The organism is Aquabacterium sp. (assembly GCF_035476535.1).
In the GTDB taxonomy this organism is placed as follows: domain Bacteria; phylum Pseudomonadota; class Gammaproteobacteria; order Burkholderiales; family Burkholderiaceae_C; genus Pseudaquabacterium.
Window position 1 is genome coordinate 55,098 of sequence record NZ_DATILJ010000014.1, and the last position, 12,719, is coordinate 67,816.

Annotated in this window: 9 protein-coding genes; 5 read left to right on the forward strand and 4 right to left on the reverse strand. The window is 68.1% G+C overall.

Annotation, left to right across the window (positions count from 1 at the left end):
* Positions 1–62: 62 nt before the first annotated feature.
* Complete coding sequence (locus VLK61_RS01475) at positions 63–833, reverse strand: UPF0149 family protein (protein ID WP_325417549.1); 771 nt, start codon at positions 831–833, stop codon at positions 63–65.
* Between the two features lie 229 nt (positions 834–1,062).
* On the opposite strand from VLK61_RS01475, the gene VLK61_RS01480 reads away from it, so the two are divergent.
* On the forward strand, positions 1,063–3,603 hold the full coding sequence (locus tag VLK61_RS01480; protein ID WP_325417551.1) for a chemotaxis protein CheW: 2,541 nt from the start codon (positions 1,063–1,065) through the stop codon (positions 3,601–3,603).
* 22 nt (positions 3,604–3,625) lie between these two features.
* Here VLK61_RS01480 and VLK61_RS01485 read toward each other — a convergent pair whose 3' ends face one another.
* Positions 3,626–4,198, reverse strand: coding sequence for a GNAT family N-acetyltransferase (locus VLK61_RS01485; RefSeq protein WP_325417553.1), 573 nt, complete (start codon positions 4,196–4,198; stop codon positions 3,626–3,628).
* Between the two features lie 80 nt (positions 4,199–4,278).
* The gene (gene alaS, locus VLK61_RS01490) at positions 4,279–6,918 is read right to left on the reverse strand and encodes an alanine--tRNA ligase (RefSeq protein WP_325417555.1); all 2,640 of its coding nucleotides are present in this window, start codon (positions 6,916–6,918) and stop codon (positions 4,279–4,281) included.
* A gap of 136 nt (positions 6,919–7,054) precedes the next feature.
* On the opposite strand from alaS, the gene VLK61_RS01495 reads away from it, so the two are divergent.
* From VLK61_RS01495 to VLK61_RS01510, 4 genes are read left to right on the forward strand one after another with little or no spacing between them, the layout of a single operon-like run.
* Positions 7,055–8,056, forward strand: a complete 1,002-nt coding sequence (locus tag VLK61_RS01495) for a Bug family tripartite tricarboxylate transporter substrate binding protein (RefSeq protein ID WP_325417557.1) — start codon at positions 7,055–7,057, stop codon at positions 8,054–8,056.
* Between the two features lie 12 nt (positions 8,057–8,068).
* Positions 8,069–9,109 carry a tripartite tricarboxylate transporter substrate binding protein gene (locus VLK61_RS01500; RefSeq protein ID WP_325417558.1) on the forward strand — a complete coding sequence of 347 codons (1,041 nt, stop codon included), beginning with the start codon at positions 8,069–8,071 and terminating at the stop codon, positions 9,107–9,109.
* Between the two features lie 54 nt (positions 9,110–9,163).
* On the forward strand, positions 9,164–9,670 hold the full coding sequence (locus VLK61_RS01505) for a tripartite tricarboxylate transporter TctB family protein (RefSeq protein WP_325417560.1): 507 nt from the start codon (positions 9,164–9,166) through the stop codon (positions 9,668–9,670).
* Between the two features lie 7 nt (positions 9,671–9,677).
* Positions 9,678–11,189: a tripartite tricarboxylate transporter permease gene (locus VLK61_RS01510; RefSeq protein WP_325417562.1), complete on the forward strand. Its 1,512-nt coding sequence runs from the start codon at positions 9,678–9,680 to the stop codon at positions 11,187–11,189.
* Between the two features lie 4 nt (positions 11,190–11,193).
* Here the strand turns inward: VLK61_RS01510 and VLK61_RS01515 are convergent, their stop codons facing one another.
* Entirely contained in the window at positions 11,194–12,600 is a 1,407-nt protein-coding gene (locus VLK61_RS01515; RefSeq protein WP_325417564.1) for a PLP-dependent aminotransferase family protein, read from the reverse strand.
* Positions 12,601–12,719: the final 119 nt, after the last annotated feature.

Sequence of the window (12,719 nt, forward strand, 5' to 3'; positions counted from 1 at the left end):
ATGGGCAGCGATGCGAAATTGTCGGCGCGCCGCGCCGCCCTTCAGACAGCCGGATCGACCGTTCATGCGGCCCCGTGGCACTTCTTGTATTTCTTGCCGCTGCCGCAAGGGCAGATGTCGTTGCGCCCGGGCGTCGGCTCGACGCGGCGCGTCTCGGGTTTCGGCGCGTGGTCCAGCCAGTACACCCGCAGGTCCTGCACGCCGAAGCAGGCATCGTCGATCAACTCTTCGCGGCTGATCGTTTCGCCGGGATAGGCCTCGCTGGTGTAGGCCGCCAGGTCGGTGGGCGGCAGCATCAGCGCCATCACGCGCATCAGGCAGTCGTCGTACCAGCGGCCCTCTTCGCTGTCCATGTCGGGTTCCACCCAGTCGGCAGCAAAGGCCTCGGTGGCGGCACGGAAGCCTTCGGCCCACAGCGCGCCGGTCTGCAGCAGTTCATCGGCCTCCTCGGCCGTCATGTGGCCGCCCGCCACCACTTCGCGCCGCGCCTCCTCGTCGTAGGCAATCATCATCGGCGATATGCGCAGCTCGTCCGGCGCCTCGAGCAAGGCTTCCGGATCCAGCTGGTTCGCCAGCACGGCCCAGCGTGCGCTCAGCGTGGCCATGGCCTGCTGCACATCGTCGGGGTCGGCAAAGGCACGCCCGAAAGCATCGCCGAACATCGCCGGCAGCCATTCATGCTCGGCAATCGCGCGGCGGCTGGCCAGCAGCGCGGTCATGAAGCCGTCGACCCATTCCAGCGAGACATCGACACCAAAGCCGGCCAGGCGTTCGCACAGTTTTTCCAGGTTCTCGATGTCGGCTTCGCTGCTGTGTTTGACGACGGAACTCATGCGGGGATCTCTTCGGGTGGCCAAGGCAGGCCGCATTGTCGCCGCCCTCGCCGGGCGCCGAAATGCGCACCACCGCAGCGCAATCACGCACCCGTTTACGGCACGGACGCACCTGGAGCGGGACTGGCGAGGCAAACACCTGCTTATCGGCCCTTTGCGGCCGCGTGCTGCGCCTACCGTGCTCGGCGAGCCCGACCCATGGGCTTGCTCAACAGGGAACGAGGACGCCTTGAAAACCAAGATCACGCGCCGCGGAGTACCGTTTTCACCCGAAGTGGCTGATCTGGTCAGCCGCATGCCGGCCGTCGATGAGTACCGCGAATCGATGCTGCGGCTGCAGGGCCTGTGGGACAGCCTGGCCATGCTGGGCCAGATGAGCGGCACCGTGCCCGACATCGGCGGCACGCGCAGCGAATTCCAGTCACTGACCGAAACCCTGCTCGACAGCCTGGCGCGCAGCCTGCTGGCCAACGCCGTGCAGCAGATGCGCGGCCAGGCCCAGGTGGCCATCGACATCCTGGTGCGCAACCTGTTCGAGCGCACGGCCGACGTCGGCTTCCTGTCGTCGGACAGCGATCTGGTGGGCTTCACCGCCGCGGCCGACGGCAGCGCGACCGGCCGCGAGGCCATCGAATCCCGCTTTCGCGACTACGTGGCCAAGTACTCGGTCTACGACGACATCGTGGTGCTGAACCCGCAGGGCCAGGTGCTGGCGCGACTGGACCGCCAGGTGCAGGCCACGACCTGCCACGAGCCCTGGCTGGCCCAGGCCGCACAGGCCAGCAGTTATGTCGAACGCTTCGGTCCCAGCACGCTGATGGATGGCCGCACCGCGCTGCTGTTTGCGCAGGCCATCCGCAACGAACGCGGCGTGGCCGGCGTGCTGTGCCTGTCGTTCCGCTTCGACGACGAGATGCACGGCATCTTCTCGCAGCTGCGCGATCCGGCCGGCCGCAGCGTGATCACCTTGATCGACGCCGATCGTCGCGTGGTCGCCAGCTCCGACCCCTGGCAACTGCCGCTGGGCGCGCAACTGCCTGGCAAGCCGGGCGGGGCTGAGCACCAGCGCCTGCGCTTTGCCGGCCGCGACTACCTCAGCGTGAACACCGCGGCCACCGGTTATGAGGGTTATCTCGGCCCGGGCTGGCGCGCCTGCGTGCTGGTGTCCACCGAGCTGGCCTTCGAAGGGGCGCACGACAGCGAGCCCGGCCAGCGCGACCAGGCGATCGACGGCCTGGTCGGCGCGCTGGACACGCACGAGTTGTTCGCCGAGGAGCTGCACCGCATCCCGCGCCATGCCGCACGCATCCAGCGTGACCTGTCGCGCGTGCTGTGGAACGGCCGGCTGCGTCCGGCGGCCCAGGGCGCCGGCAACGGCGGTGGCAACGACTTCGCCGGCACGCTGCTGCGCGAAGTGGGCAACACCGGCGAGCAGATCCGCCTGCTGTTCGCGCAGGCCACCGGCAACCTGCACCGCTCAGCCCTGGGCGCGGTGTTCGACATCGCCCGCGCCCGCGCGCGGCTGGCCGTCGACATCATGGACCGCAACCTCTACGAGCGCGCCAACGATTGCCGCTGGTGGGCGCTGAACGGCGATCTGCGCCAGCAGCTGGCGCTGCCGCCCGATCAGCGCGATGCCGGCCGCGCGGCCGCCGTGCTGCAGAACATCAACCGGCTGTACACGGTGTATTCGCTGCTGCTGCTGTTCGATGCACAGGGCCAGGTCGTGGCGGTGTCGCAGCCCGGCGCGCAGGACTGGGTTGGCCGCGGCCTCGACGCCGCCTGGCTGCAGCCCACGCTGGCGCTGCGCGAGGGCCAGGCCTTCCAGATGTCGTCGCATCAGCCCAGCGCGCTGTATGCCGATGAGCCCACCTATGTCTACGCGGCGGCCGTGCTGCCGCCAGCCGGTGGCGCGGCCTTGGGCGGCATCGCCATCGTCTTCGACGGCACGCCGCAATTCGCCGCGATGCTGCGCGACGTGCTGCCGGCCGCGGCCGACGGCACGCCGCTGCCCGGTTGCAGCGCGCTCTTCGTCACCCGCAGCGGCCAGGTCGTCGCCAGCACCGATGCGCGCTGGCCGGTCGGCAGCACCGCGCCGCTGCTGCCGCAGGCCCTGGCGCGCGGTCAGGCGATGACCACGGTGATCGACATCGACGGCGTGGCCCATGCCGCGGCGTTCAGCATGGCCGGCGGCTACCGCGAATACCACGGCAATGCGCAGTGCCCCGGCGACGACGCGGCCGCGCTGGTGCTGATGCGCCTGGGACAGCGCCTGCCGCAGATCGACACGGCGGTGCCGGCCTTTGTGCCGCCGCCGGCGCCGCGCAGCGCATCGAACGATGCCGGGCAGGAGATTGCCTCCTTCGTGGCCGGCAACCAGTGGCTGGGGCTGCCGGTCGCGCAGGTGCACACCGCCCTGGAACACCCGCGCATCGCGGCGCTGCCCGGGCTGCCGGCGCATGTGCTGGGCATGCTGCCCTTCGAGGGCCGCATGATCATGGCCATCGACCTCGGCGCGGTGCGCGGCGGCCCGCTGTCACCGGTCGATGCACCGGTGATCGTGCTGCACACCGCCGGCGGCCAGCGCATGGCCTTGCGGGTGCAGGAACTCGGGCCGGTGTTCATCGCTGCGCGTGCCGATCTGCAGCCGGTGGCGCTGGGCGGCCCCGGCAGCGCCGGCCACGGCGACAAGCTGGTGCGCAGCGACGGCCAGATGCTGACGCTGCTGGATGCCGAGCGGCTTTACGGGCTCTGCGGCCTGGCCGCCTGACGCAGGAAAGCCAGCCGGGTCTTCATAGGCCTGCCGGGGCGTCGTTGAACGGCTCGATGCCTGGCGGCCGGGGATGCAGCCGCGCCATCGACAGTGCATCGACATAGGCCCCATCGCGCAAGGCGTAGCCGCGGTGCAGGCCCTCCTGCCGGAAGCCGAAGCGCTGGTACAGCGCGATCGCGCGGGCATTGTCGGCATACACCGACAACTCCAGGCGCAGCACCTGGCCCCAGTTGTCGCACCAGTCGCACAGTGCCTGCATCAGCGCCGTGCCAACGCCCTGGCCCTGCGCCTCGCTCCGCACCGAGATGCCCATCATCATCACGTGCCGGCGCCGCACGGCCACGCCGGCCGGGTGCAGTCCGGCGCTGCCGACCACCTCCGGCATGCCATCGGCCCCGGGCCGCTCGGCCACCAGCATCAGGTCGGGCTTGCCGGGCGCCAGCAGATCGCCCAGGCGCGCGCGCCAGGCTTCTTCGCTGGTATAGGGCACCTGCATCAGCTGGCGCAGCACGGCGGGATCGCCCATCGTGCGCGCGAAGGCCGCGGCATCGGCCAGCACGGCACGGCGCACGGTGATGGGCGCCGCACTCATGTCAGCACCGCCGGGCAGCCTCAAGGGGCTGACGCTCCCCCTCGGGGGGCAGCGAACAGGGTGAGCGTGGGGGCCACATGTCAGGCGCGTTCGGCGACCCAGGCCTGCACGGAGGCCAACGCCTGCGGCAACTGGGCCGCGTTGGTGCCACCCGCCATCGCCATGTCCGGCTTGCCGCCGCCTTTGCCGCCAACCTGCTGCGCGACGAAGTTCACCAGCTCGCCGGCCTTGACGCGGCCGATGGCGTCGGCGGTGACGCCGGCGGCCAACTGCACCTTGTCGCCGTCCACGGCCGCCAACACGACGGCCGCGGTCTTGAGCTTGTCCTTCAGCTTGTCCAGCGTCTCGCGCAAGGTCTTGGCATCGGCGCCCGGCAGCAGCGCGGCCAGGACCTTGATGCCCTTGACGTCCACCGCCTGGGCCATCAACTCGTCGCCCTGCGCCGAGGCCAGCTTGCCCTTCAGCGCGGCGATTTCCTTTTCCAGTGTGCGCACCTGGTCCAGCACCGCGCCGATGCGCGCCGGCACCTCGGCCGGCGTGACCTTCAATGCACCCGCCACGCCGTCGACCGTGCTGGCCAAGGACTGCAGGTAAGCCAGCGCGTTGTCGCCGGTGATCGCCTCGACGCGCCGAATGCCGGCCGCAACACCGCCTTCGGCAACGATCTTGAACAGGCCGATGTCGCCGCTGCGCTGCACATGCGTGCCGCCGCAGAGTTCCTTGCTGGAGCCGATGCTCAGCACGCGCACGGTCTCGCCGTACTTTTCGCCGAACAGCATCATCGCGCCGCTCTTCTGCGCATCGTCGAGCGACATCACCGCGGCGTCGGCCTGCGCATTGGCCAGGATCTCGGCATTGACGAGTTCCTCGACGCGGCGGATCTGCTCGTCGGTGATCGGCGCGTTGTGCGCAAAGTCGAAGCGCGTGCGATCGGCGTTGACCAGCGAGCCCTTCTGCTGCACATGCGCGCCCAGCACCTCGCGCAGCGCCTTGTGCATCAAGTGCGTGGCGCTGTGGTTGCGCACGGTCTTCGCACGGCGTTCGGCATCGACGCGGGCGGCAAACACATCGCCGACGCTGACGCTGCCTTCGACCACCTGGCCATGGTGGCCGAAGACATCGGCCTGGATCTTCAGCGTGTCGTCGATCACGACGCGTGTGGTGGCGTTGCGCAACTCACCCGAATCGCCGACCTGGCCGCCGCTTTCGGCGTAGAACGGCGTGTGGTCCAGCACCAGCACCACGTCGTCGCCGGCCTTGGCCCCGGGCACCGAGGCGCCGTCGACATAGATCGCGACGATCTTCGCGTCCTCGCGGGACAGCTGCTCGTAGCCGTGGAAGTGGGTCGGCTTGCCGCTGTACGCCAGGCCCTGGGCGGCCTTGAACTTGCCGGCCTGGCGCGCATCGCTGCGCTGCTTCTCGAGCAGCACGTCGAAGGCCGCCTGGTCGACGGTGACACCGCGCTCGCGGCAGACGTCGCCGGTCAGGTCGACCGGGAAACCGAAGGTGTCGTGCAACTTGAAGGCCGTGGCGCCGTCGATCTGCCGGGTGCCCGACTTGTCCAGTTGTGCGAGCGCCGCCTCGAGGATCTCCATGCCGTTGGCGATGGTCCTGAAGAAGCGTTCTTCCTCCTGCTGCAACACCTCGGTGACGCGCTTCTCGGCCTGGCGCAGCTCGGGGTAGGCCTCACCCATCACGCCGACCAGCGCATGCACCAGCGTGTGGAAGAACGGCGCGCGTGCGCCCAGCTTGTAGCCATGGCGGATGGCGCGGCGCGCGATGCGGCGCAGCACGTAGCCGCGGCCGGCATTGCCCGGGATCACGCCGTCGACCACGGTGAACGAACAGGCGCGGATGTGGTCGGCAATCACCTTCAGCGACGGCGAGCTCGCATCACAATCCTGGCCGCCGGCTTCGTCCACTGCCTTCTTGGCGGCGGCGAGCAGGCTGGTGAACAGGTCGATCTCGTAGTTCGAGTGCACATGCTGCAGCACCGCGGTCAGCCGCTCCAGGCCCATGCCGGTGTCGACACTGGGCTTGGGCAGCTTGTGCATCACACCGTCTTCGGTGCGGTTGAACTGCATGAAGACGTTGTTCCAGATCTCGATGTAACGGTCGCCGTCCTGCTCGGGCGATCCCGGCGGGCCGCCGGCGACATCGGGGCCGTGGTCGTAGAAGATCTCGGTGCAGGGGCCGCAGGGGCCTGTGTCGCCCATCATCCAGAAGTTGTCGGAGGCGTAGCGTGCGCCCTTGTTGTCGCCGATGCGCACGATGCGTTCGGCCGGCACGCCCACCGTCTTGTTCCAGATCTCGTAGGCCTCGTCGTCCTCGGCATAGACGGTGACCCACAGCTTGTCGGCCGGCAGCTTGAAGTTCACCGTCAGCAGTTCCCAGGCGTACTGGATCGCGTCCTTCTTGAAGTAGTCGCCGAAGCTGAAGTTGCCCAGCATCTCGAAGAAGGTGTGGTGCCGCGCGGTGTAGCCGACGTTGTCCAGGTCGTTGTGCTTGCCGCCGGCGCGGATGCACTTCTGCGAGGTGGCCGCCCGCGTGTAGGGCCGCTTGTCGAAGCCGAGGAAAACATCCTTGAACTGGTTCATGCCCGCGTTGGTGAACAGCAGCGTCGGGTCGTCGCCCGGCACCACCGGCGACGAGGCCACGACCTGGTGGCCCTTGGACTCGAAAAACTTCAGGAACGTGGAGCGAATGTCAGCGGCTTTCATAGGGCGATTCTAGCCACCGACCCTGTGCGGCCGCGGGCGCCGAGGGCCACTATCGGGAAGCACCTACCGCCTGCACCTCCATGCAGGCCTTACATTCCTGAGCTGTTTCGCGCATCCACTCAACAAGGGAGATTCGATGAGGACGTTCTGGCTGAAGACGCTCAGCTTCGCACTGGCCGCCTGCGGTCTGGCCGGCAGTGCTGCGGCGGCCCCCTGGGAACCGAGCAAGCCGGTCGAGTTCGTGGTGCCGGCCGGCACCGGTGGCGGCGCCGACCAGATGGCGCGCTTCATCCAGGGCGTGGTCGTCAAGCATCAGCTGATGAAGCAATCGATCATCGTCGTCAACAAGAGCGGCGGTGCGGGCGCGGAAGGCTTTCTGGACGTCAAGGGTTCGAAGGGTGAACCGCACAAGCTGATCATCACGCTGTCCAACCTGTTCACCACCCCGCTGGCCACCGGCGTGCCCTTCAACTGGCGCGACATGACGCCGGTGTCGATGATGGCGCTGGACCAGTTCGTGCTGTGGGTCAATGCCGAGTCGCCGTACAAGACCGCCAAGGACTTCCTCGAGGCGCTGAAGAGCAGCCCGCCCAACACCATCAAGATGGGCGGCACCGGCTCGAAGCAGGAAGACCAAATCATCACCGTGATGCTGGAGGGCCTGGCCGGCAAGAAGATGACCTACATCCCGTACAAGGGCGGCGGCGAGGTGGCGGTGCAACTGGTGGGCAAGCACATCACCTCCACCGTGAACAACCCGATCGAGGCTGAGTCGCACTGGCGCGCCGGCAAGCTGCGCGCGCTGTGCGTGTTCGATTCGGTGAAGCTGCCCTACCCCACCAAGCTCTCGCACGGCATGTCGTGGCAGGACGTTCCCACCTGCACCTCCGCCGGCATCCCGATGGAGTATGTGATGCTGCGCGGCATCTTCATGCCCCCGGGTGCAACGCCCGAGCAACTGGCCTTCTACGTCGACCTGATGGCCAAGGTGCGGGCCACGCCGGAGTGGAAGGACTTCATGGAAAAGGGCGCCTTCCGCCAGACCGCGCTGACCGGCGAGGCCTACTTCAACTGGCTGGGCAAGAACGAGCAGATGCACCGCGAGCTGATGAAGCAGGCCGGCTTCATCGCACAGTAAGGCAGACCCACGATGACAGCAGTACCCCCGGCGCGACGGTTCCTCGCCCGCCTGACCCCGGCGCTGCGCGCGCTGGCCTGCACACTGACCGCTGGCGCGCTGCTGGCCGCGGCGCCAGCGGCCCGGGCCTGGGAGCCCACCCAGCCGGTGGAACTGGTGGTACCGGCAGGCACCGGCGGCGGCGCCGACCAAATGGCGCGCTTCATCCAGGACATGGTCGCCAAGCATGGCCTGATGCGCCAGACCATCCGCGTCGTCAACAAGCCCGGCAATTCGGGCGCCGAGGGCCTGATGGACGTCAAGGCCGACAAGGGCAACCCGCACAAGCTGATCATCACGCTGTCCAGCCTGTTCACCGTGCCGCTGGCCACCGGCATCAGCTTCAACTGGCGCGACATCACGCCGGTCTCGATGCTGGCGCTCGACCAGTTCGTGTTGTGGGTGAGCGCCGATTCGAGCTACAAGACCGCACCCGAGCTGCTGGCCGCGATGCGGCAGAAGGGCCACAACGGCTTCAAGCTCGGCGGCACCGGCAGCAAGCAGGAAGACCAGCTGATCAGCGTGCTGCTGGAAACCGCGGCCGGCACGCGCATCCAGTACGTGCCGTTGAAGGGCGGCGGCGACGTGGCCAAGTCGCTGGCCGCCGGCGATGTGGACATGACGGTCAACAACCCGATCGAAGCCGAAGGCCTGTGGCGCGGCGGCAAGCTGCGGCCGCTGTGCGTGTTCGACGGCGGCCCGCTGGCCTACCCGGCCAAGCTGTCGAACGGCCAGGCCTGGAGCGACATCCCCACGTGCATGTCCGCCGCCATCCCGGCGCAGTACCTGATGCTGCGCGGCATCTTCATGACGCCGCAGGCCACGCCGGACCAGGTGGCGTTCTATGTCCAGCTGCTGTCCAAGGTGCGCGCGTTGCCCGAGTGGCGCGACTTCATGGCCAAGGGCGCCTTCCGCCAGACCGCCCTCAGCGGCCAGCCCTACCTCGAGTGGCTGGACCGTGCCGAGAGCTATCACCGCGTGCTGATGCGTGAAGCCAGGCTGATCGCCAAGTAAAGCCTGCCCTCGCCGCTTCCGGGTCGCCCGACCCGCCGTTCCCAAGGAGTATTCGTGCCCGACATCCCCGAGAAGGACTCCGCGGCCGTGGCCACGCGCTGGCCGGAACTGCTGGTGGCGCTGACGCTGCTGGTGCTGGCGCTGCTGGTCATCGTCGACAGCGTGCGGGTTGGCCACGGCTGGGCTGATGACGGGCCGCGTGCCGGCTACTTTCCGTTCTACATCGGCATCGGCCTGGCCGCCGTGAGCTTGGTGCTGATCGTCGACCAGCTGCGGCGCTGGCGCCAGGACCAACGCGTGTTCGTGCTGCGCCAGGAAGCGGCCGGCGTCATCGCCGTGGCCTGGCCGATGGTTGTGTATGTCGCACTGATCTGGCCGCTGGGCATCTACGTCGCGTCGGTGGTGCTGATCGCCTTCTTCATGCGCCGGCATGGCCACTTTGCCTGGTGGTTGTGCGCGCTGATCGCGCTGCTCGTGCCGGTGCTGCTGTTCCTGGTGTTCGAGCGCTGGTTCAGCGTTCCGCTGCCCAAGGGCCCGCTCGAGCACTGGCTCGGCTACTGAGACCGCGATGGACGAAATCACCAACCTGCTGCACGGCTTCTCGGTCGCGCTGACCTTGCCGAACCTGCTGTACATGCTGATCGGCATCACGCTGGGCGTGCTGATCGGCGTGCTGCCGGGCCTGGGCGGCGCCAACGGCGTGGCCATCCTGTTGCCGCTGACGTTTTCGATGAACCCCACGTCGGCCATCATCATGCTGTCGTGCATCTACTGGGGCGCGCTGTTCGGCGGCGCGATCACCTCGATCCTGTTCAACATCCCCGGTGAACCCTGGTCGGTGGCCACCACTTTTGATGGTTATCCGATGGCCCAGCAGGGCCGCGCGGCGCAGGCGCTGACGACGGCCTTCACCTCGTCCTTCGTCGGCGCGCTGTTCGCGGTGGTGCTGATCACCTTCCTGGCACCGCTGCTGGCGAAGTTCGCGCTGAAGTTCGGCCCGGCCGAGATGTTCGGCGTGCAGTTCCTGACCTTCTGCAGCTTCGTCGGCATGAGCAAGGAGCCGCCGATGAAGACGCTGGCCGCGATGCTGCTGGGCTTTGCGCTGGCCGCCGTGGGCATGGATTCGGTCACCGGCCAGTTGCGCATGACCTATGGCAGCCCGATGCTGTTCAAGGGCTTCGATTTCCTGATCGCGGTGATCGGCCTGTTCGGCATCGGCGAGATCCTGCTGACGATGGAAGAAGGCCTGGCCTTCAAGGGCCAGAGCGCGAAGATCAACCCCAAGGTGGTGTGGCAGACCTGGAAGATCCTGCTCACGCACTGGAAGACCTTTCTGCGCGCCACCGCCATCGGCTGCTGGATGGGCATCACGCCGGGCGGCGCCACACCCGCGTCGTTCATGAGTTATGGCATGGCGCGGCGTTTGTCGAAGGATCCGGACAGCTTCGGCAAGGGCGCCATCGAAGGCGTGGTGGCGCCCGAGACCGCGGCGCATGCGGCCGGCACCTCGGCGCTGCTGCCGATGCTCACGCTGGGCATCCCCGGCTCGCCCACCGCCGCGGTGCTGCTGGGCGGCCTGCTGATCTGGGGCCTGCAGCCGGGACCGATGCTGTTCATCGAGCAGAAGGATTTCGTCTGGGGGCTGATCGCCTCGATGTACCTGGGCAACATCGTCGGCCTGCTGGTGGTGCTGACGACGGTGCCGCTGTGGGCCGCCATCCTGCGCATCCCGTTCTCGGTGATCGCGCCGGTGATCATCGTCGTCTGCGCGATCGGCGCCTATACCGTGCACAGCTCGATGTTCGACGTGGTGATGATGCTGGTCTTCGGCGCCTTCGGCTACTTCTTCAAGAAGCTGAAGTACCCGCTGGCGCCGCTGGTGCTGGCGCTGGTGCTGGGCGACATGGCCGAGACCAACTTCCGCCAGTCGATGCTGGTCTCGCAGGGCGACCTGGGCATCTTCTGGTCCGGGCCGCTGGTGGGCACGCTGATGACGCTGTCGCTGGTGTTGTTGCTGTGGCCGGTGGTGTCGCTGCTGCGCTCGAAGTGGTCCGCGAACAAGAACCCGGCGGGAGCCTGATCGATCAGCCGGCCCGGCACTGTGCGGCCAGGAAGGCGAAGACGCGCTCGTCGCTGCAGAAGGCGACGTTGAATCGCATCCACGCGCTCGGCGTCAGCTCGGCGCTGAACAGGTGGCCGGGCCCGAGCAGGATGTCGCTGTCGGCCGCCTGGTTGGCCACCAGCGCGGCATCGGCGATGCCGGCATGGCGCGCCCACAGGAACATGCCGGCCTTGGGCTCGGCGAAGATCTCGAAGCCCATCGCATCCAGGCGCCGGCCGACACGCTCATGGGCCTGGGCCAGGCGCTCGCGCAGAAGCTTCAGGTGCTTGCGCCAGCGGCCTTCGGTCAGTGCGCCATAGGCCAGGCGCTCGCCGAACTCCGACGAAGTGAGGCCGGCGATCATCTTCAGCTGCGCCAGGTCCTCCACCAGGTCGGGGTGCGCGACCAGGTAGCCAACACGGATGTTCGGCGACACCGTCTTCGAATAGCTGCTGATGTGGATCACCCGGTTCAGCTGGTCCAGGCTGGCCAGCGAGGGCCGCGGGTCGGGGTCGAGGTCGGCATAGATGTCGTTCTCGACGATCAGCATGTCGTGCTTCTCGGCCAGTTGCAGCACGCGGTGCAGGTGGGCCAGCTGCGCCACCGAGCCGGTGGGGCTTTGCAGCCGCGGCTGGGTGAAGAAGACGCGCGGCTTGTGCGCCTCGATCTGTCGCTCCAGAGCGGCCAGGTCATAGCCGCTCGGCGTGCGCGGCGCGCCGATCAAGCGGGCACCCAGGAAGCGCAGGCCAAACAGCAGGTTGGCGTAACCCGGGTCGTCCACCAGCACCGCATCGCCGGTGCGCACCAGGCGGCGCGCGGCCAGGTCCAGCGCCTGGCTGCTGCCTTGCGTCAGCAACACCTGCTCGGTGGTGACACCGATCTCTTGTTCGGCCATCGCATCGCGGATCAGCGCGCGCAGCGGCGGAAAGCCCTTGGGGTCGCCATAACCGCCGAGGTCCACATCCTCCGCCGCCAGGGCGCGCAGGCTGCGCTTGACGCCGTCGCCGAACAACCAGTCGTGCGGAAACCAGCCGCAGCCCGGTTTCATCGACAGATGCCGGTTCTCGAAGATCTTGCGCATGTACCACATCGCATCGAACGCAGCGCCGCCGGCACTTGCGGCGGCGGCCGTCGCCGGTCCGCTGGCCGCGCCGCTGCGCTTGCGCACGAAGAAGCCCGAGTGCGGCCGCGACACCAGCCAGCCCTGGGCCACCAGCCGGTCATAGGCCTCGACGACGGTGAACACGCTGACCTGGTGCGCATGTGCGAACTGGCGGATCGACGGCACCTTGGTGCCGGCGCGCAAGGCGCCCTCTTCGATATCGCGCCGCAAGCCATCGACGATCTGCACCACGAGCGGGACGGGGGACTGCGGCTGAACGGTGAACATGCGCCAGGGCGGGTACGGGATGAGAGCAGGCTGTAACGAATCGGCTGTACAGGGCGGCGGGCCAGCACAGTGCATCCTGCAAAGACCCCGATGTGTACATGGTAGCGCCACCCCATCGG